Genomic DNA, 19,946 nt, shown 5'->3' with positions numbered 1-19,946 from the left:
TCACGAGCCAAAGGACGGGTCGGTGCCGCCGAGATCGCGCGATGTTGCACACTGGAGACGTGACTCTTGCATCCAATGGTGACCGGCTGCTCGCCGCTGTCGACGTGGCGCGCACAGCGCTGGTCGAAGACGGTCAGCAACCCGGGACTCATCTGGAGAGCACCCGCGAAGGCGACTGGGCCGTCGCCCACTACTTCGAGGCCGATCTCGCCGGCTACCGAGGCTGGCAGTGGTGCGTCGTGCTGGCCGGAGCGCCGGGCACCGACGAGATCACCGTCAGCGAGGTGGTGTTGCTGCCGGGTCAGGGTTCGCTGCTGGCCCCGAACTGGGTGCCATGGAACGAGCGGGTCGTCGCGGGCGATCTGTCCGCGGGCGACGTCCTGGCCGCCGAGCCCGACGATCCGCGGCTCGTGCCCAACCAGATCGACACCGACGACCAGTTCGCCTTCTCCGACGACGACGATCCCGACGACATCGGTCAGATCGCCGGGAAACTCGGTCTCGGGCGCCGTCGCCTCCTGAGCCGCGAAGGCCGTGACGATGCCGCGCAGCGTTGGCACGACAGTGAGTACGGCCCCCGCAGCGAGATGGCGATCGCAGCCGCGTACTCGTGTGCCAGCTGTGGCTTCTATCTTCCGCTCGCCGGCGCGCTGCGGCCGGCGTTCGGCGTGTGTGCCAACGAGTACTCGGCCGACGGCCATGTGGTCGCCGCCGACTACGGGTGCGGTGCGCACTCCGATGTCCCCGCACCGTCGGGGGGCGGATCGCCTGCCTACGACGCCTACGACGACGGCGCCCTCGAGATCGTCAGCGCCGGCGTGAGTTCCGGCGCGGACGCGTCATCCTGACCGACGTCGTGCCCAAGGGTGTCGATCCCTTCGATCTCGACCACCTCCGTGCGGCCACGATCGACGCGTGGCGCGCGTCGCCCACGAGGTTCGCCGAGGACGTCGCGGCCGAGCGTGATCTCGTCACCGTCGGTTATCGTGACCGGTTGTTCATCGAACTCGCGGCGAACGCCGCCGACGCCGCTTCCCTGGCCGGCGTGCCGGGCAGGCTGTCCGTCTGGCTCGAGGGGCGTGCGCTGCACGTGGCCAACACCGGCGCCCCGTTGAGCGTCGACGGCGTGCGATCGCTGTTGTCCCTCCGGGTCTCCGCCAAACGCGACGACCTCGGTCCGCCGAGTGTCGGCAGATTCGGTGTCGGTTTCACCGCGACCGCGACCGTGGCGGATCGTATCGAGGTCCGGTCGACGTCGGGATCATTCCTCGTCGATCGCGACCGGACCGCACGGGCCGCGCAAGACGCGGGCGTGGTGGTGTCGGACTCCGGCCCGACACCGTTGCTCCGACTGGCGTGGCCGATCGACGCGACACCGGCGCCCGACCACGACACCGAGATCGTCCTGCACCTGCGCGACGACGTATCGGCCGACGCCCTGTTGTCGGCCGCCCGCGCCCAGGTCCCCGATCTGCTGCTGGAGCTGACCGGTCTGGCCGAGATCTCGGTGGCCGGCTCGACGACGACGGTCGACCGGCAGCCACCGGTCGACGGCGCGTCCACGCGCCGTGTCGTCGTCACCAGGACGACGCCGACCGACCGGTTGGCGCGGACCTGGATCGAAGCCGAACGCGGGGGCACCCGATGGCTGGTCGAGGCAGGGGAAACCGGACCGCTGACGCTGGACGGCGACGTGCTCAGGGCGCCCACCCCGACCGACATAGAACTGTCGCTGCCCGCCCGATGCATCACCGACCTCCGGCTCACCCCCGACCGCCGACACCTGCATCCCGACGCCGACATAGCCACCGCGGCAACGGGTCACGCAGATCTGATGACGGCGCTGCCCGCATCGTGGCGACCCGAGCTGATTCCGGTGCCGGCGCGAGCCCGCAACCGCGACGATGCGGCCCTGATCGACGCGGTTCTGGGTGAACTCCGGGAGACCGCTTGGCTTCCGGCCGCCCACGGAGACGATCTCGTGCCTTCCCGGTCGGTCGTGTTGCCCGACCTCGGGCGCGAACTCGCGGCCGTGCTCGCACCCATACTGGGGGATCTGGCACATCCGGACGTCTCCGAGCGTCGTCACCTCGGCCGCCTCCGCTCGGTCGGCGTCGGCGAGATCGGTCTGGCGGACATCGCGGAACGGTTGGTCGGGGTCGAACGTGAATCAGGGTGGTGGCGCGAGCTCTATGCCGCCCTGTCGCCGTTCGTGACCACCCGCAACGATGCGGAAGAACTCGGGGCGTTGCCGGTACCGCGCGCCGACGGACGGATGAACATCGGTGCGCGTGGGCTGTTCGTCGCCGACGGCATCGACACGCCGATGCGCTGGATTCCATCAGTCGCCGCGACCGCACGACATCCCCTCGTGGAACGGCTTGGTGCCGAGACGATCTCGATCGCGCAGGCACTTGCCGACCCGGCGTTGGCGCAGCTGGTGGACGAGGCCGACGACGATGAGCTCCGCGATGTGGTCGACGATGTTCTCGCGCTGCTTGCCGCGGACACCACTGCGGCGGTGCCGGATTGGCTGGCGCGTCTTCCTCTGCCCGACCGGGACGGGGAGCCTCGCCCGGCCGACGAGCTCCTGATGCCCGCCAGTCCGCTGGCCTCCGTCCTCGTCGACGACGCGCCCTTCGGTCTCGTGTCTGCGGATCTCGTCCGTCGGGCCGGGTCCGACGTGTTGCGCAGGCTCGGCGTCGGTTGGGGTTTTCACGTTCTCGTCGACGACCTCCCGGTGGCGCCCGACCACGACCTACCGGACGAGGAACAGTGGTGGGACACTCACGAGGATCCGCCCCAGAAACTCTCGGCGGTACGGGATCTCGATCTCGTCGACGAGAACCGCTGGTATGAGGCACTCACGCTTCTCGCTGCCGACGACTCCATCATCGAGCTGCTGGCGGATCGCACCGGATACACGGCCTGGTGGCTCAGGCGCCACGCCGTGATCGACGGCCATCCACTGGGGTGGTACCGGGCGCCGTCGGACACGGCCGTCGAGGGCGTGCGCGACTCGCTGGATCATCCGCACGCCGATCGGGTGGCAGCGGCATTGGGCACAGTCGACGTGGAATCGGTGGCCGACGCCGACACCGTGCTGGCCGCTCTCGGTGACCCGGAGCGGCAGATCACCGCGGGAGTTGCGGGCGAGGTGTACGCCGCGGTGGTGCGGGCGTGCCGCGACGGAATGTTCCTACCCGAAGAACTCGCTGTCCCGCAACGTGTTCGGTCAGTTTCGGGCCGGACGAGCGAACAGGCCGCGGTGCTCGATCGCCGATGGATGATCCAATCGGCCGACCCGGACGCAACGGTCGTGCTCGGCGGACCGGTCGATGCCGATGCCGCGGAGGTGCTCGCCGACATCCTCGATGTGCCGACCACCAGTGAGGAATCCCGACCGGTGGTGCGTGACGAAGGCGTTGCTGCCACCTGGACGTCCACCGAGGCGGTGTTGTTCGCGGCAGAGCGGGATCGCGCGCTCGGCCATGGTGAGGTGCGGCTCCACGACGAGCTCTGGATTCGCCTCCAACGCAACGGCTCCGACGTCGAACTGCAGGTGGACTGGTGGGTGGACGACCGCGGGGTCACGCATCTCGTGCGTCGATTCCGCGGGTGAGGATCGACGCGAGCTGACGGTAGGCCGCTGCGTCGTCGAGTCCGGTGGTGAGGGCCACCTCTCGACGTTGGATCCGACTCATCATGGACGCGGCCAGGTCGGCGGCGAAGGCGGCGTCGACGTCGCGGAACACGCCGGTCGCCACGCCCGCGGAGATCAGCTCGTTGACGCGGACGGTGGCAGCCGCCGTGTTGCGTTCGTAGAGTTCGCGCGTCGGTTCGTAGGCGTGTAGATCGGTCATGAACGCGTCCGAGGCAGGCGCGAGTGCGTCGCCGACCGCGATCAGGTAGGTGATCACCTTGGCGCGTGCATCCACCTCCTCGGCAACCCGGCCCTCGACCTGGTCGGTCGCCGTACGGAAGAAGTGCGTCACCGTCTTGACGACGAGCTGTTCCTTGCTGCCGGCCAGCGTGTACAGCGTGGACTTGGAACATCTCAGCGCGGATGCCAGCTCGGCGACGCCGAGATGTGCGAAACCTTCGGACAGCAGTAGGCGCAGCAGCGCGTCGAACAAGTCACCGCGTCGTCGGGTGGCGAAGGCGATGTTCTCACTCACGCCCTCATAGTACTGTGGAAAGTACTTCAGTACTGTTCAGTTTCCTCGGAGGTTCGACATGCCGGTTGATCGACTGCTGCCCACGGATGAGGCGCACGACCTCATCGCAATGACCAGGGACTTCGCGGACAAGCGCTTCGTGCCGATCGTCGACGAGTACGAGAAGGCAGAGAAGTATCCCGAGGGCCTGTTCGCGGAGATGGGCGCAGCTGGTCTGCTCGGTCTGCCGTACCCGGTCGAGTGGGAGGGCGGCGGTCAGCCCTATGAGGTCTATCTCCAGGTGCTCGAGGAACTCGGCGCGCGATGGGCCGCGGTAGCCGTCGCGGTGAGCGTGCACGGACTGGCGTGTCATCCGCTGTTCAACTTCGGGACCGAGCAGCAGAAGCAACAGTGGCTACCGGATCTGTTGAACGGGCGGCTGGTGGGCGCCTACAGTCTGTCGGAGCCCCAGGCCGGGTCCGACGCCGCGGCGCTGACCTGCAAGGCCACCGCCGTCGACGGCGGGTATCGGGTGAACGGCGCCAAGGCATGGATCACCCACGGTGGCATCGCCGATGTCTACAACCTCTTCGCCCGTACCGGCCAGGGCTCCAAAGGGATCAGCTGTTTCCTCGTCCCGCGTGACACCGATGGTCTGACCTTCGGCAAGCCCGAGGAGAAGATGGGCCTGCACGCCGTGCCGACCACGTCGGCGACATACGACGACGCGCTGGTCGATCCCGATCGTCGCCTCGGCGCCGAGGGCGCGGGTCTGACCATCGCCTTCTCGGCGCTCGACTCCGGCAGGCTCGGTATCGCCGCGGTGGCCACCGGGCTGGCGCAGGCCGCCCTCGACGCCGCAGTCGACTACGCTCAGGAGCGAACGACGTTCGGCCGCAAGATCATCGATCATCAGGGCCTGAGTTTTCTGCTCGCCGACATGGCTGCCGCGGTGGACTCGGCGCGCGCGACCTACCTCGATGCAGCGCGGCGGCGCGACGCCGGCCGTCCGTATTCCCGGGCGGCGGCGACGGCGAAGCTCGTCGCCACCGACGCGGCAATGAAGGTCACCACCGATGCGGTGCAGGTGCTCGGTGGCTACGGCTACACCCGGGACTTCCGCGTCGAGCGCTTCATGCGCGAGGCCAAGATCACGCAGATCTTCGAGGGCACCAACCAGATCCAGCGATTGGTGATCGGGAGGGCGCTGGCGTCGCGGTGACCGGCACATCTCACACTGCGGCTTCGGGGTGGTAGCGGAAGGCTCGCCGTTCGCGGCGATCGAATGATCTCGAGCCGAGCCGGGCGATGACCCACATCGGAGACGGGATGCGCGGGCGCAGTGCGCGATACGCGTCCTCGTCGAGTCCCTTGACGGCCCACGGCGCGACCCGGAACAGATCGCGGAGCTTGCTGTCTTCGCCGAATTTCTTCTCCAGCGCGGCCCAGTCGTCGACAGACAGGTATTGCTGGATCAGCGTGAGCGCATCGTTCTCCTCGTGTGCGAGATGGGCCGCGAGATGATCCTGGGTGCGCGCGAGAACGTCGGTGAGGGCATCGCGGGCCGGGCCGTCGGCGCCCGCGGCCATCACCGCGAACCCCTCGTCGCAGGCTTCGAGCAGGGGGTCGATCTGTCCGTGTTCGCCCTCCATCGCGTCGAGGACGTCCTTCTCGGCGCTCGTGCATCGCGATTCCAGCAGTGGCCAGAGCCAGCTGTCCTCGCCGGCGTGATGATGGTGCAGCGCCTCACGGAATAGTGACCACCGCTGCTGCAGTGCCTGCCAGGTGGCACGGTCGGGGACCGGCGTTCGTGGAACGCTGCGCGCGAAGTCGGCCAGGTCGCGGCGAAACGCATGGTGCATCACATACATCATGAACGGATCGACCGGGCCTTGGGGAGCGGCCGCCTGACCGGGCAGCCGGACCTGGGCGACGGTTTCCCCACCCCCCGGGCTGCGGACCGTGTCTCCGGTCCCCGCGCGGCGGTCGGCCTCTCCGGCCCCTGAGGTGGGGTCCGCGTCTCTGTTCCCTGAGGTGCGAGCTTGCGAGCCACGAAGGGCGGATGTGGTGTTCGGGGTGGTCATCGGATTTCTCCTTCTTGGGTGGGCTGTCCCGACAAGCATCTGACGTGCCGCTTGGGCCTCACTTGGAGTGCACTTGCGCCGTCGCGGATTGCTGATCACACCGACGTCATGCGGGGCTCGGGTCGTTGCGATCGCGGTTCCGCAGGGGTGTCGACGTCGTCGCCCGACTCGAGCCCGACATGAGGGAGTATCCGATCGAGCCAGTCGGGGAGCCACCAGTTGTAGCGGCCGAGGAGCGACATCGTCGCAGGTACGAGCACCATCCGAACCAGCGTGGCGTCGAGGAACACCGCCACCGCCATCCCCAGACCGAGCATCTTCATCACGATGTCGGTCTCGGTGGCGAAACTCAGGAACACAGCGACCATGATCGCCGCGGCCGTGGTGATGACGCGCCCCGTCTTGGCCAGTCCACTGATCACGCTCAGACGAGCGTCGCCGGTGGCGAGCCAGTCCTCGCGGATGCGGGAGAGCAGGAACACCTCGTAGTCCATCGACAGGCCGAACAGGATCGCGAAGATGAGGATCGGTACCCAACTCGACACCGCGACGGGGTTGTCGACACCGAGTAACGACAGCCCCCAGCCCCACTGGAAGACGGCGGTGATCACGCCGTAGGCCGCGGCCACCGAGAGCAGGTTCATCGCCGCGGCCTTCACCGGGACCACCACCGACCGGAACAACACGGTCAGCAGGACCACCGACGCCACGACGACGAAACCGATCACCAACCACAGGCGTCGTTGCAGCATGTGCGAGATGTCGTCGTAGTAAGCGGTCTCGCCGGTCAGGATCGCCCCCTCGGGGAGCCGGTCGCGGATCGCCGAGAGCAGGTCGCCGGTGGCTGCGGCGGCCGGATCGGCGCCGATGGTGATCGGGGCGATCTCGATTGCGCCGTCAGGAGATTCGGTCACCGGCGCGACCGCGGTCACCCCCGGGACACGGGCGACATCACGCAGCGCCGCCGAGAGTTGGTCGGGCGCTCCCGACCGTGCGACCACCACCACCTCGGCATTGATGCCCGGACCGAACTCGGCCGCCAGCAGGTCGTGTGCGCGCCGGGTGGTGAGTTCCGTCGATTGGGCGCCGGAATCCGACGGCCAGGTCCGCATCGCGGCGGCCGGTGCGGCCAGGGCGACGAGCACGATGAGCGCCAGGAGGATCGCGACGACGGGCCGTCGCCCGACCCGACCCGCCCAGCGTGCGGTCAGCGGTATGCGACGCGGTATGCCGGCCGGACCCGACCGCCTGACCGTGCGTGGCACGATCCGACGACCCGCCACTCGGCACAGGGCGGGCACCACCACGAGGGTGGCGGCCAGCATCGCCACCACCGCGATCGCGGTGGCGAATCCGAACGATGAGTACGTGGGCAGGCCGGCGAGCCGAAGGCCCATCAACGACACCAACACGGTTGTCGCCGCGAAGGTCGCCGACCGTCCCGCAGTGGCGACCGATCGGGCCGCGGATTCGACGGGGTCGTGGCCCCGACGCATGAACTCGACGTGTCTGCTCACCACGAGTAGGGCGTAGTCGATACCGACGCCGAGCCCCACCATGCTCGCGACCATGGGTGCGGTCGGGCTCACGTTCATGACACCGGCGAGCAGCATGACGCCCGCCGACGCCGCGATCAGTCCGGCGACCGCGGTCACGATCGGCAGACCCGCCGCGACCACCGAGCCGAAGGCGAACACCATGATGAGCAGGGCGAGTGTGATCCCGATGATCTCCGCATGGCCCTTGATCGGCGCCGCCGCGGTCTCGGGTACCGACCCGTTCATCTCGACCTGGAACCCCGCGTCGGCGGTCGGGGCGATGGCCTTCTCGAGGCCATCCGCATTGCCCATGATGGACTGGTCGGTGACCGGGACGTCGTATCCGACGGTCACCACCGCCGTGTCCCGGTCCGCGCTGTAGCGGGCCTCGTCGACCGTCGCCGCATGCTCCATCCGTGCGAGCCGGTCGCGCAATCCGTCGATCGCCGACGCCGGGACGGACCCGTCCTCGGAGTGGACGACGATGCGTGCGAAGGCATTCCCCGCACCCGGTACGTGCTCGCGGAGCAGGTCGATCCCGGCCTGCGACGGCGTACCGGTGACGTCCCAGTCCTCCTGGGTGTCGCCGCCGAAGGCCGACGCTGCGGCGATCAGCACGCCGAGTGCGGCGACGAAACAGATCAGTGCCCGAATCGGATGGGCTGCGCTGACATGCCCGATCCGGTACAGCAGTGTGGTCTTCATCAGGGTCCTTTCGGGAGGGGCTGATCATTAGGGTGGAATCCGTGACTTGCGGATCGCTTGGATGTGGCTTGGGAGCGCTGCGAACGACCGACACGACAGGTGCTTGCCGGTGTTCTTGAGTCCCGCCGGGGTGGATCGCGAGATCACCGACGCGGTGGTCGACGCGCGTACCGATGTCCTCACCGACATCGCGCTCGTCGTCACGGCGACCGGTAACACCCTCGTGCTCGCGACGGTCGTGGTGGTCGCGGTCCTCGGCCTCGTCGGCAACCGCGCGTACCCCGAGGCGATCCTGGTGGGGGCCGGTTCGTTCGTCGGATATGTGGCGATGGTCGGTCTCAAGCACCTGTTCGCCCGCCCACGCCCGCCGACGGTCGACCGTCTCCTCGACATCGACACGTACTCGTTCCCGTCCGGCCACGCGATGATGAGCACCATCGTGTTCGGCCTGCTGGCGGTCACGGCCTTCCGACTGAGTTCCTGGGTGCGCGCACATCGGTCGGTGCTGGTGATCGCGCCGATCTGGGCGATCGCGATCGGGTGCAGCCGGGTGTACCTCGGCGTGCACTGGACCACCGATGTCCTGGCCGGCTGGCTGATCGGTGCCGGCTGGGTGGCGGTGTGTATCTGGCTCTGTGCGCGCTGGGCGCCGATGCCACGGCGGCTCCACGCGCCACGCCGTCCCGACAGGTGACGCACAAACGTCCGCACCCGCCGATCCCGACCGACTACGGTCGCGGTATGGATTTCGCCCTCTCCTCACGGTCGGCCGATCTGACCGATCGCGTGCGCACCTTCATGGCCGACGAGATCATCCCCGTCGAGGGCGAGGTGCACCGCGACATCACCCGCCGACGTGAAGCCGGTGCGGACAGGTGGACGCCGCCACCGATCCTCACCGACCTCAAGGCCAAGGCCCGCGCCGCCGGCCTGTGGAATCTCTTCCTGCCCAAGGAACATGCCGGACGGTATGCCGCGGATTTCGGCACCGACGGTGGCGAAGGTCTGTCCAACACCGACTACGCGCCGATCGCCGAGGCGATGGGGTCGTCGATGCTCGCCCCGCTGGTGTTCAACTGCAATGCCCCGGACACCGGGAACATGGAGGTGCTGTTGCGTTACGGCACCGGGCCGCAACGCGAGCGGTGGCTGGAACCGCTGCTCAGAGGTGAGATCCGCAGTGCGTTCTGCATGACCGAACCCGACGTCGCGTCGTCGGATGCGACGAACATGGCCGCCACCGCGATCCCGGACGGCGACGACGTGATCATCAACGGCACCAAGTGGTTCTCCACCGGCGTCGGCAATCCCGACTGCAAGATCCTGATCTTCATGGGCGTCACCGATGCGACGGCCGACCGGCATGCGCGGCACACGATGGTGCTCGTCCCCATCGACACCCCGGGCGTCAGCGTCGACCGGATGCTGACCACCATGGGCTACTTCGACGAACCGCTCGGCCACGGCGAGGTGTCGTTCGACGACGTCCGCGTCCCGGCATCGAACGTGCTGCTCGGACCCGGTCGTGCATTCGAGATCGCCCAGGGACGTCTCGGGCCGGGCCGCGTCCACCACTGCATGCGGGCGATCGGCCTGGCCGAACGTGCACTCGAACTCGGTGTTCGTCGCTCGTTGGAGCGCACCGCCTTCGGCAAGCCACTCGCGAAGCTAGGCGGTAACGGCGAGCGGATCGCCGACGCCCGCATCGCGATCAACCGGTCACGGCTGCTGGTCCTGCACGCGGCGTGGCTGCTCGATCAGGGACTTTCTCACGAGGCGGTGTCGGCGGTGAGCGAGATCAAGGTCGAGGTACCGAACATGGCGCTCGACGTGATCGACCTGGCGATCCAGCTGCACGGCGGCGCCGGCCTCACCGACGATTTCCCCTCGCGGCATCATGGGTGGGCGCCCGTTCCCTGCGACTGGCCGACGGCCCGGACGAGGTGCATCGGGGAGTCGTGGCGCGGATCGAGCTGGGAAAGTACCGGGCGTGAGCTCGGGAGCATCGGAGTCGGAGGAGAGAACATGAGTCATCAGGTGGCAGGTGCCAAGGCGGTACGGGACGAGGATGCGTTCGACGTCGAGCGGGTCGCACAGTGGTTGCGCGCGAACGCCGACGACGCCACGGGTCTCGACGTCATGCCGGAGGTTCGTCAGTTCTCCGGGGGCGCTTCCAATCTCACCTACCAGCTGACGTATCCGACGCGCGAGCTCATCCTGCGTCGGGCACCGAAGGGAACAAAGGCGCGCGGCGCCCACGACATGGGACGCGAGTTCCGCATCCAGTCGAAGCTCTCCGGTGTACTTCCCTACGTGGCGCCGATGGTCGCATTCTGCGACGACGATGCGGTCCTCGGCGCCGACTTCTACGTCATGGGCAAGATCGACGGCGTGATCGCCGGACAGGAATGGCCGTCGGACATCCCGTTGTCGGAAGAGCAGGCACGCCGGTTGTGCCTGAACTTCATCGACGTCCTCGTCGAACTCCATTCGGTGGATGTCGAAGCGGCCGGGCTCACCGACCTCGGCAAGGGGCTGGGTTACGTCCGGCGGCAGGTCGACGGTTGGTCCACACGATTCCGCAACGCCCGCACCGATGATGCGCCCGACTATGAAGAGGTGATGGCCTGGCTGGCCGAGAACCAGCCCGACGACGTCGCGAACTGCGTGATCCACAACGACTACAAGCTCGATAACGTCGTACTGTCGAACGACGACGTCACCCGCGTGATCGGCATCCTCGACTGGGAGATGGCCACCTTGGGCGACCCCCTGATGGATGTCGCCGGATCGCTCGCGTACTGGGTGCAGGGTGACGACGACGAACGCCGGCAGCTGATGCGCCGCGTGCCGACCAACCTCCCCGGTATGATCTCTCGGGCGGAGTTTGTCGAATACTATTGCGAGCGTATGGGTTTCGAGATGACTCCGGAACGGTGGCGGTGGTATGAGGTGTTCGGCTTCTTCCGTTCGGCGGTGATCGCCCAGCAGATCTATTACCGCTACTACCACGGTCAGACCACCAACGAGGCCTTCGCCAGGCTCGGCGGCGCCGTCCACCTCATCGACGAGGAGATCACGCGACTGATGAAGCAGTGATCACTGGCCGGCGGCCGGGACCCTCGTCAGGAACGTGCCGATCTCTCGGGCCACCGCCGCCGGCTGGTCGAGCATCGACAACACGTAGGCATCGTGGATCTCGGCGTACCGGGCGTGCGGGATCAGGTCGGCAAGCCTGCGCCCGTGCTCCGGCGGCATCACCCTGTTCTCCGGAGACCACAACACCAGGGCGTCGCCGCCGAACCCCCTGAGCGCCTCGGTGTTCCGAATGAGCTCCGCGCGATCGTGGACGGTCGCGGCGTACTTCTCCAGGTCACGCCGGACGCCTGGATCGGTCAGGCACGGGCCGGTCCAACGGTGGACGACGTCGGCGGGGATCGGTCGTCGCACCATCCAGCCGAACAGAAGTGGAGTGCGCCGCAACCAGCCGATGCGGAGTTGGCGAGCGGCGAGGGAGATCCCGCCGGGGAGTTTCGTGGCGAGCGTGGCCATCCGGCCCGGCAGGCCAGGCGGGAAGTTCTCGTATGCCTCACACGGGAGGACGACCATCGCTCCGACCCGGTCGTCGCGACCGATGGCGGTGAGAAAGAGCCCGCCTCCCCAGTCGGCATGGACGAGTGTGACGTCGTGGAGGTCGAGTGCCTCGAGGAAGTCGGCCACCAGATCGACCATGCCCGGTAGCGCGAGATCGGCGTCTGGATTCATCGGCACGCGGTGGCTGCCGAGCGGCAGAACGGGACGGATGTAGCGGAACCCTTCTGGGAGCAGGGGCAGCGTCGTGTCCCAGACGGTCTCATCCATCAGCAGCCCGTGCAGGAGTACGACGGATGGGCCGACGCCGTCATCGGTGTACTCGATCGTGCCTGCCGGAACCCGGACCTGCATCATGGCGAACTCCTTCGACGCCTGACCCCTCTAGAGTAATCCCTCTAGAGGGATCACTCTAGAGCAAATGATCTAGGATGTGAACCGTGCAGACCGATCAGCGAATCTCCTTGGCGATGGCCGAGCTCATGCGGCGTCAGGGATATGCCGCAACCGGTATCAAGCAGGTGATCGAGGCGGCCGGGGTGCCCAACGGCTCGCTGTATCACCACTTTCCGGGCGGCAAGAGCGAGATCGCCGGGGTGGCACTACGGACCATGGGTGCCGCCTATGCCGAACTGGTCGGCGGCTTGCTTGCCGACGGCGACGACCTGCCCGCCGCGATCGAGCAGGCCTTTGCTTCGGCCGCCACCGATATCGAGAGCATCGGGTGGGTCAACATGTGCCCGGTCGGGACGATCGCCGGAGAGGTTGCCGAGGCCGAGCCGGCCCTTCGCGAGGTGGTCGCCGACATCTTCACTTCGTGGATCGACGAGGGTGTGGAACTCGTCGTGCGCAGGGGCTACCGCGCCGACGACGCGCGCGAGCTGGTGACGGCGCTCGTCGCCGCGCTCGAGGGTGCTTTCGTCATGGCCCGCACTCTCCGGTCGGGGGAACCCCTGCGTGGTGCGGGCCGTGCGATGGCGGCCTATGCGTCGACGCTCCCGGTCGGCGTGCGCCGGTGAGCGGTCAACGTACTTGTGCCTTGACCTTCATGTTGGTCGAAACCCCAGGATTGGCGTCATGACCGACCACGAACTCCTCACCATCAGTGTCTTTGCCCGCGCCTGCGGTCTCACCGCGAGCGCCCTGCGCTTCTATGCGGATTCCGGCCTGCTGGCTCCGGCATTCGTCGACGATGTGACCGGATACCGCTACTACGAGCAGGAGCAACTCGATCGTGCCGTACTGGTCCGGCGATTGCGCGAGATGGGAATGCCGCTGTCGCGCTTGCGCGATGTGATCGACACCGGCGACCCGCGCGCGGCCGCGGAGCTGATCGACGACCACGTGGTGGAACTTCAAATCAGGGCGCGGAGTGCGGGCGAGATCGGGGAGGTGGCCAAGCAATCGCTGCTGTCGCCGATACGGGCTGAGACGGTGCGCGGCGACCTCAGCGGTATCCGTCTTGCCGCGGCCCTCGAACAGGTGCTGACGGCGACGATCGTCGATGTCGAGTTCCCGATGCTGAACGGCGTGCACGTGATGGTGCGGGACGGCGCGATCACCGTGGTGGCAACTGATCGACTGCGGTTGGCGACACGGACACTCGCGACGAACAGCGGGACCGACGAGGACTGGTCGGCCACCATCGACGCCGACGACCTCCGCGCCGCGTTGTCGTGGATTCGCCGACAGCATCAGGTGTCGTTGTCCGACGGGGGCGCATCTGTGGAGTTCAGGGCGGAGGGCGGCGCCCGACGGTGCCGGACCCTGGACGTCGACTTCCCCGACCACGACGAGATGCTGCGCGCGCTGCCGCCGAGCGCGACACGTGTTGTGGTGTCCCGCGGTCGGTTTCTGGGTGTCGTCGAGCAGTTCCGCTCGCGCTACCTGCGCCTCGAGATCGGTTCGGCCGAAGACGATTTCGTAGTTCGCGGTGGCACAGATGAGCCGACGGTAGCGGTGTCGGCGGTGGTCAGCGGACCCGCCATCGACATCGATTTCGACGTCGTGAACCTGCACCCCGCGGTCGGTGCCGCGATCGGGCCGGAAGTGATGCTCGAGTTCGCCGGACCGGAGTGCCCGATGATCGTGCGGTCGGCCGACAGCGGCGATCTGACGACTGTCGCGATGCCGGTCCGGGTGGGTTGACCCGCGGACGGCCTCGTCGTCTGGCGCCGGCGCTCAGAACGGGGGCGAGCTGGTGATGAGGAATCGTGTGGGCCGGTCGGCACGGTTGTGCCAGCGGTGTGGGATGGTCGAGGCGTAGTAGAGGACATCGCCGGGAGCGAGGCTGTAGGTGGTCGTGCCGACCTCGACCTCCAGTTCGCCGTCGATGACGTAGACGAACTCCTCGCCGGCGTGCTCGGTCGGCGACGACGCGGAAGTGGCTGGGCCGGCAGTGATCTCGTTGGCAGCCATGACGGCGCTCCGGCGAGCGCAGCGTCGCATGGTCGCCCCGGGGGACGCCTCGAACAGAGGACCGTCGGAGGCGCGGACGAGGGACACCTCTTCACCGGAGGGGCTCAGCAGTTCGTGAGCCGTGGTGCCCAGCGATCGGGCGATGGTGTGCAGGTTCAGGATGCTGGGCACAGTGTGTCCGTTCTCGGACTGGGACAGGAAGGACTGGGACAACCCGGTGCGCTGGGCGAGCGCTTGGAGCGTCAGCCCCGATCCCTTCCGGGCGGCGCGGATCGCGGCGCCGAGTGAGATGGCGAGCGTGAGCGCGTCGTCGCTCTGTTCCCCGACGTCGGTGGTCGCCTCGTGCACGGGTATCACGGTAATCGAGCAGACCGGCGTCTGCGCAGAATGCGGTGCCCGGGCAACGGTTTACACAGCGGACACAACATGGATAACACTGAAGAAATATTCGATCTGTTCAATATCGGCATTCTGGTTCCTCGACGCCAACGGAGAACACATGTCGGAACACACGGTCGACGCCCGACCCCCATGGGGACGATTGGTCGCCTTCTCGATCCAGCACGTCCTCATCATGTACACGGGCTGCATCACGGTGCCCCTGGTCTTCGGTGCAGCGGTCGGGCTCGACAGCTCCGACATCGCCTTCCTGATCAGCGCCGACCTGCTCGTCGCGGGCATAGTGACGGCGCTGCAGGGATTCGGGTTGGGGCGCATCGTCGGTGTCAGGCTCCCGATCGTGTGCGGCGCGACCTTCACCGGGCTGACGCCGATGATCCTGATCGCCGAGAAGTACGGCCTGCAAGCCGTTTACGGTTCGATGCTCATCGGAGGTGTCGTCGGGCTCGCTCTGGCGATCCCGTTCTCCCGGGTGATCCGATTCTTCCCTGCCCTGGTGACGGGCAGCGTCCTGACCGTCATCGGTTTGTCCTTGATCGGGGTCGCCGGTGGTCTCATCGTCGGATCCGATGCGGCGGCACCGGATTACGCCTCGCCGCGAAACCTCGCGGTGGCGGCGGTCGTGGTGGTGGTGGCGCTGGCGCTGTTGTGTCTGGGGAGAGGATTGTGGTCGCAGCTGGCGGTGCTGATCGCACTGTTTGCGGGAACCGCTCTCGCCGCCGGTCTGGGTATGTTCGATCTGGGTGCTCTCGGTTCGCATGCCTGGGTGGGTTTCCCCGTGCCCTTCCATTTCGGCGCCCCGCATTTCCCTATCGCGGCAGTGGTGTCGATGAGCATCGTCATGACCGTGGTGTTCGCGGAATCGACCGCCAGCATGCTGGCGATCTCCGAGATCACCGGCAAGAAGCTCAGCACCCGGGACCTTGCTCGCGGACTCGCCGGTGATGGGATCTCGGGCGTGCTCGGCGGAATCTTCGCCGGTTTCATCGACACCGTCTTCGGACAGAACGTCGGTGCCGTCGCCACCAGCCGTATGCACAGCCGATTCGTCACCGCGGGCAGCGGATTGATCCTCATCGTGCTGGCGCTGATCCCGAAGATGGGGGCGGCGGTCGCTGCGCTACCCGGCCCGGTGGTCGGCGGCGTCGGTCTCGTGTTGTTCGGCACGGTCGCGATGATCGGCATCCGGACGCTCGCGCAGATCGACCTCAACGACCATGTCAACGTGGCCATCGCGGCCACCTCGATCGGGATCGGCCTGTTGCCGGAGTACGTGCCGGACATGCTCGAGCGGCTTCCGGACGCCATGCAGATCATCTTCGGCAGTGGCATCACCCTCACCGCGATCGTGGCCTTCACGCTCAACCTCGTCTTCCGCCACTCGCCCTTGCGGAGACGAGTGGCCCCGGAACCGGTGACCAACGAGACCACCGACATCATGGTCGTGGCGGAACAGCCCGCCCCGGCGAGAGGTGGTACGTAGATGGGCCGGCCCGAGAGCGGCGGGGGCTTCGTCGTACCGACCGTCGACATCTCGGCCTACGTCGGTCAGGGAACGGCCGCGGCCCGCCAAGCGGTCGCACATGCCGTCGACGAGGCGTGCGCCGCAGTGGGATTCATACAGATCGTGGGGCACGGCATACCAGCGTCGGTGATCGATGGCCTCACCTGCGCCGTCGACGACTTCTTCGGTCTCGATCCGGAGGACAAGCAGCGATACCGCGTGTGCGGTGCCAATCGCGGCTACACGGCGCCCAAGACGGAGTCGTTGAGTCTCAGCGCAGGTGTCGAGTCGGCGGCGCGGATGAACGACTTCTTCGAGGCGTTCAACATCGGGGTGGAGGCGAGGTCGTTCACCGGACTCGACCTCGACGAGGCGGATTACGGCATCAACCTCTGGCCCGACATCGAGGGATACCGCTCGCGGATCGAGGCGTACTTCGATGCCGCACAACGAGTGGCCGGTACGCTCACCGACATCTTCGCCGATGCGCTCGGCGTAGAACCGGATTTCTTCGAGCGGCTCACCGATCACTCCATCGATGTGTTGCGGATGAACAACTATGCGTTGCCGCCAGGTACCGACGTCACGCTCGATGGCGAGCTCACCGGCATGGGCGAGCACACCGACTTCGGCATCGTCACGGTGCTGTGGGCCGACCAGGTCCGCGGGTTGCAGGTCCTGGCGCGGGACGGATCGTGGAACGATGTGACGCCTGCGGCCGGCGCGTTGCTGGTGAACCTCGGTGACCTGACCGCACGCCTCACCAACGATCGCTGGATGTCCACGCTGCATCGCGTGCGGCCACCGGTGGTGAATGGCACCATCGAGCGCCGCCGATCCGTCGCATTCTTCCACGACGGCAACGCCGATGCGGTCATCTCGACTTTGCCGAGTCACCTCGAGTACGACAACGGGCTTGCCTACGAACCGATCACGGTGACCGATCACATCGCAGCGAAACTCGCGGGGTCACGCGGCGGGAAGCTGAACGCGGCGGCGGTGCGGGAGGCATCGCGAGTGCTGCACGCCGCCGAGAAGTGATCGTGCGCAACCCGACCGTGGACGGCTCAGTCCAGACCCTGCTGAGCCGTACGGTCACCGCGTCGCGCCGCCGCACGCTGCACGAGGAAGATCGTCGTGCCCAGGACACCGACGGCCAGTCCGACAAGGCACACCGCGAGTGTGCGATCGCCGCCCCAACCGGTCAGCCCCACCACGATCGCGGCGACGAGCCAGGCGAGCATGCCGGCGATGATGACCGGCTCGGGTGCCCGCAACACAGAAGGTAGTTCGGGGATGTCGGATGCGTCGGCCATGCCATCAGAGTAACTTTCGACTGTGCCCACCGATTCGTCGAGCGAGCCCGATACGTCGTCGACCGAGCCATCGGAGACATCGACGGCGCCCACCACCTCCTCAGCCGAGTTCGCACGTTCGCCGGACTCGTCCGCCGGATCGGCGGATGAGTCCGTGACGTCGCAACCCCGGGGACCGCTCGACCGGTATTTCAAGATCGGTCAGCGGGGGTCGACCGTCGGTCGCGAGATCCGCGGCGGTCTCGTCACGTTCTTCACGATGGCCTACATCGTGGTGCTGAACCCGATCGTCATCGGTGGCATCCCCGGCGAGCCGAAGAACGCGGACGTGCTCGGCAACGTGCTCCCGTTGGCGCAGGTCGCGGCGGTTACCGCGCTGGTTGCCGGCGTGATGTCCATCATCTTCGGGATGGTGGCGAACTATCCGTTCGCCATCGCCACCGGCCTCGGGATCAACAGTCTCCTGGCAGTCACCATCGCGCCGCAGGTGACATGGCCGGAGGCGATGGGGCTCGTCGTCATCGACGGCATCATCATCGTGCTGCTCGCGGTGACCGGATTCCGGACCGCGGTGTTCAACGCGGTGCCGGCCGAACTGAAAGCCGCCATCGCGGCCGGGATCGGCGCGTTCATCGCATTCATCGGCTTCGTCGACGCCGGTTTCGTGCGCCGTGTCCCCGACGCCGCGGGGACGACCGTCCCGGTGCAACTCGGCACCGACAACTCGATCAACACCATCCCGACGCTGATCTTCTCGCTGGGTGTCTTGTTGATGGGTGTACTGGTGGTGCGCAAGGTGCCAGGCGGGCTGCTGATCGGCATCATCATCACCACTGTCGTCTCGATCATTCTCGAGTCGACCCTCGACCTCGGGTCGAGTGCTGACGATCCGAAGGGATGGAGTCTCTCGATTCCTCAGATTCCCGACGGGTTCGGCGGCATGCCCAACCTGAGTCTGGTCGGCGACGTCGATCTGTTCGGTGCGTTCACGCGTATCGGGGCTCTCGCGGCCTCGGTCCTCGTCTTCACCCTGGTGCTGTCGAACTTCTTCGATGCCATGGGAACGATGACAGGACTCGGCAAGGAAGCCGGGCTCAGCGACGAGAAGGGCAACCTGCCGGGGATCGGTCGCGCACTGGTCGTCGAAGGAACCGGAGCGGTCGCGGGCGGCGTGGCATCGTCGTCGTCGAACACCGTTTTCGTCGAGTCGGCGTCGGGTATCGCCGAGGGCGCGCGGACCGGTCTCGCGAACGTCGTCACGGGTGTGTTGTTCCTGCTAGCGATGTTCTTGACGCCTCTGTACGAGGTCGTTCCGCTCGAGGCCGTGGCGCCCGCGCTGGTGGTGGTCGGCGCGATGATGATCGGGCAGGTGAAGCTGATCGACTTCACCAAGTTCTCGCATGCCCTCCCCGCGTTCCTGACCATCGTGATCATGCCGTTCACCTATTCGATCGCGAACGGCATCGGCGTCGGGTTCATCAGCTGGGTGGTGATGGCTGCCGCCGCGGGCAAGGGGCGGTCGGTGCATCCGCTGCTCTGGATCATCGCGGCGGTCTTCGTAGCGTATTTCGCTCGCGGACCGATCTACGATCTGGTGGGCTGAGCGCGGCGGTCGACAGGTCGGCGGGGTGTCCTCCAAAGGGAGGAATCGAATGATCGCAAATCACACTATTGCATTGCGTGATCTCAGAAGTGAATTACGCTTAGCGACGTGGACTCAGTGGTCTCAGAAGTGGCTCGCTCGGACAGGACTTTCGCGGACATGACTATTTCGCACCTTGCAATGACGGAGATGACCTATCCCGACCGGACGCTGTCCGGCGAGCTGTCGCTGGCGATCGTCCGCCTTGCCAGACGGTTGCGGGGCCGGCGGGTCAGCAAGGTCGTCTCGTTGACGCAGCTATCCGCACTGTCGACCCTGCACCACGAAGGTCCGATGTCGCCGGGCGCGCTCGCGCTGGCCGAGAGGGTGCAGCCGCCATCGATGACCCGTGTGATCGCGTCGCTCTCCGATCTCGGCATGGTGCGACGCGAACCTCATCCGACCGATGGACGCCAGGCGATCGTCACCCTTGCCGAGCGTGGCAACGAGGTGATCACCGCTGAGCTCGATGCGCGCGAGGAATGGCTGAGCGCCCGGCTGGCGGAGCTGACGCCACACGAGCGGGGTCAGCTCGCGGCGATCGTCCCGATCGTCAACAAGCTCATCAACGGTGACGACAACGCTCGATGAG

The 19,946-nt window shown here is 67.1% G+C and carries 17 protein-coding genes and 1 pseudogene; 12 read left to right on the top strand and 6 right to left on the bottom strand.

Translation table 11 applies throughout. From position 1 onward, the window contains the following. Positions 1–59 precede the first annotated feature (59 nt). Positions 60–848 carry a DUF3027 domain-containing protein gene (locus GTV32_RS09990; protein WP_161060198.1) on the top strand — a complete coding sequence of 263 codons (789 nt, stop codon included), beginning with the start codon at positions 60–62 and terminating at the stop codon, positions 846–848. Between the two features lie 8 nt (positions 849–856). Then, entirely contained in the window at positions 857–3,622 is a 2,766-nt protein-coding gene (locus GTV32_RS09985; protein ID WP_161060197.1) for a hypothetical protein, read from the top strand. Here the strand turns inward: GTV32_RS09985 and GTV32_RS09980 are convergent. Further along, positions 3,591–4,178 (bottom strand): TetR/AcrR family transcriptional regulator, encoded by a 588-nt coding sequence (locus GTV32_RS09980; protein ID WP_161060196.1) that lies wholly within the window; start codon positions 4,176–4,178, stop codon positions 3,591–3,593. The genes GTV32_RS09985 and GTV32_RS09980 overlap by 32 nt on opposite strands. A 58-nt stretch (positions 4,179–4,236) precedes the next feature. On the opposite strand from GTV32_RS09980, the gene GTV32_RS09975 reads away from it, so the two are divergent. Continuing rightward, positions 4,237–5,379, top strand: a complete 1,143-nt coding sequence (locus GTV32_RS09975) for an acyl-CoA dehydrogenase family protein (RefSeq protein ID WP_161060195.1) — start codon at positions 4,237–4,239, stop codon at positions 5,377–5,379. A gap of 10 nt (positions 5,380–5,389) precedes the next feature. Here GTV32_RS09975 and GTV32_RS09970 read toward each other — a convergent pair whose 3' ends face one another. Together GTV32_RS09970 and GTV32_RS09965 are read right to left on the bottom strand one after the other, a co-directional pair. Beyond that, complete coding sequence (locus GTV32_RS09970; protein ID WP_161060194.1) at positions 5,390–6,241, bottom strand: hemerythrin domain-containing protein; 852 nt, start codon at positions 6,239–6,241, stop codon at positions 5,390–5,392. Between the two features lie 95 nt (positions 6,242–6,336). After that, entirely contained in the window at positions 6,337–8,484 is a 2,148-nt protein-coding gene (locus tag GTV32_RS09965) for an MMPL family transporter (RefSeq protein WP_161060193.1), read from the bottom strand. A 109-nt stretch (positions 8,485–8,593) separates the two neighbouring features. Here GTV32_RS09965 and GTV32_RS09960 point away from each other — a divergent pair, with 109 nt between their 5' ends. The 3 genes and pseudogenes from GTV32_RS09960 to GTV32_RS09950 all read left to right on the top strand — a co-directional run bounded on the left by GTV32_RS09960 (position 8,594) and on the right by GTV32_RS09950 (position 11,583). Beyond that, positions 8,594–9,178 carry a phosphatase PAP2 family protein gene (locus GTV32_RS09960; protein ID WP_343287275.1) on the top strand — a complete coding sequence of 195 codons (585 nt, stop codon included), beginning with the start codon at positions 8,594–8,596 and terminating at the stop codon, positions 9,176–9,178. Positions 9,179–9,225: 47 nt separating this feature from the next. Next, positions 9,226–10,478, top strand: a pseudogene (locus tag GTV32_RS09955) (acyl-CoA dehydrogenase family protein). 31 nt (positions 10,479–10,509) lie between these two features. Next, the gene (locus GTV32_RS09950; protein ID WP_161060191.1) at positions 10,510–11,583 is read left to right on the top strand and encodes a phosphotransferase family protein; all 1,074 of its coding nucleotides are present in this window, start codon (positions 10,510–10,512) and stop codon (positions 11,581–11,583) included. Here the strand turns inward: GTV32_RS09950 and GTV32_RS09945 are convergent, their stop codons facing one another. Beyond that, entirely contained in the window at positions 11,584–12,432 is an 849-nt protein-coding gene (locus GTV32_RS09945; protein ID WP_161060190.1) for an alpha/beta hydrolase, read from the bottom strand. An 83-nt stretch (positions 12,433–12,515) separates the two neighbouring features. On the opposite strand from GTV32_RS09945, the gene GTV32_RS09940 reads away from it, so the two are divergent. Then, positions 12,516–13,094 carry a TetR/AcrR family transcriptional regulator gene (locus tag GTV32_RS09940; RefSeq protein WP_343287274.1) on the top strand — a complete coding sequence of 193 codons (579 nt, stop codon included), beginning with the start codon at positions 12,516–12,518 and terminating at the stop codon, positions 13,092–13,094. A 58-nt stretch (positions 13,095–13,152) separates the two neighbouring features. Then, positions 13,153–14,223, top strand: coding sequence for a MerR family transcriptional regulator (locus GTV32_RS09935; protein ID WP_161060188.1), 1,071 nt, complete (start codon positions 13,153–13,155; stop codon positions 14,221–14,223). A 33-nt stretch (positions 14,224–14,256) separates the two neighbouring features. Here the strand turns inward: GTV32_RS09935 and GTV32_RS24015 are convergent, their stop codons facing one another. Beyond that, on the bottom strand, positions 14,257–14,841 hold the full coding sequence (locus tag GTV32_RS24015; protein ID WP_161060186.1) for an XRE family transcriptional regulator: 585 nt from the start codon (positions 14,839–14,841) through the stop codon (positions 14,257–14,259). Between the two features lie 151 nt (positions 14,842–14,992). Between GTV32_RS24015 and GTV32_RS09925 the strand changes: the two genes are divergently transcribed. Next, positions 14,993–16,375, top strand: a complete 1,383-nt coding sequence (locus tag GTV32_RS09925; protein WP_161060184.1) for a nucleobase:cation symporter-2 family protein — start codon at positions 14,993–14,995, stop codon at positions 16,373–16,375. Next, the gene (locus tag GTV32_RS09920; RefSeq protein WP_161060182.1) at positions 16,376–17,437 is read left to right on the top strand and encodes an isopenicillin N synthase family oxygenase; all 1,062 of its coding nucleotides are present in this window, start codon (positions 16,376–16,378) and stop codon (positions 17,435–17,437) included. It begins immediately after the preceding gene. A 26-nt stretch (positions 17,438–17,463) separates the two neighbouring features. Here GTV32_RS09920 and GTV32_RS09915 read toward each other — a convergent pair whose 3' ends face one another. Next, positions 17,464–17,712, bottom strand: a complete 249-nt coding sequence (locus tag GTV32_RS09915; RefSeq protein WP_161060180.1) for a DUF2530 domain-containing protein — start codon at positions 17,710–17,712, stop codon at positions 17,464–17,466. Positions 17,713–17,866: 154 nt separating this feature from the next. On the opposite strand from GTV32_RS09915, the gene GTV32_RS09910 reads away from it, so the two are divergent. After that, on the top strand, positions 17,867–19,315 hold the full coding sequence (locus tag GTV32_RS09910; RefSeq protein ID WP_343287273.1) for an NCS2 family permease: 1,449 nt from the start codon (positions 17,867–17,869) through the stop codon (positions 19,313–19,315). Positions 19,316–19,504: 189 nt separating this feature from the next. Then, positions 19,505–19,945, top strand: coding sequence for a MarR family transcriptional regulator (locus GTV32_RS09905; protein ID WP_161060176.1), 441 nt, complete (start codon positions 19,505–19,507; stop codon positions 19,943–19,945). Position 19,946 lies beyond the last annotated feature (1 nt).

Source organism: Gordonia sp. SID5947, from assembly GCF_009862785.1.
In the GTDB taxonomy this organism is placed as follows: Bacteria; Actinomycetota; Actinomycetes; order Mycobacteriales; family Mycobacteriaceae; genus Gordonia.
This window is presented reverse-complemented; position numbering and strand designations above follow the sequence as displayed.

Coding starts and splice junctions, on each gene's coding strand:
- GTV32_RS09975 (WP_161060195.1), top strand. CDS start 4,237: ATGCCGGTTGATCGACTGCTGCCCACGGATGAGGCGCACGACCTCATC.
- GTV32_RS09970 (WP_161060194.1), bottom strand. CDS start 6,241: ATGACCACCCCGAACACCACATCCGCCCTTCGTGGCTCGCAAGCTCGC.
- GTV32_RS09965 (WP_161060193.1), bottom strand. CDS start 8,484: ATGAAGACCACACTGCTGTACCGGATCGGGCATGTCAGCGCAGCCCAT.
- GTV32_RS09950 (WP_161060191.1), top strand. CDS start 10,510: ATGAGTCATCAGGTGGCAGGTGCCAAGGCGGTACGGGACGAGGATGCG.
- GTV32_RS09945 (WP_161060190.1), bottom strand. CDS start 12,432: ATGATGCAGGTCCGGGTTCCGGCAGGCACGATCGAGTACACCGATGAC.
- GTV32_RS09935 (WP_161060188.1), top strand. CDS start 13,153: ATGACCGACCACGAACTCCTCACCATCAGTGTCTTTGCCCGCGCCTGC.
- GTV32_RS09925 (WP_161060184.1), top strand. CDS start 14,993: ATGTCGGAACACACGGTCGACGCCCGACCCCCATGGGGACGATTGGTC.
- GTV32_RS09920 (WP_161060182.1), top strand. CDS start 16,376: ATGGGCCGGCCCGAGAGCGGCGGGGGCTTCGTCGTACCGACCGTCGAC.
- GTV32_RS09915 (WP_161060180.1), bottom strand. CDS start 17,712: ATGGCCGACGCATCCGACATCCCCGAACTACCTTCTGTGTTGCGGGCA.
- GTV32_RS09905 (WP_161060176.1), top strand. CDS start 19,505: ATGACCTATCCCGACCGGACGCTGTCCGGCGAGCTGTCGCTGGCGATC.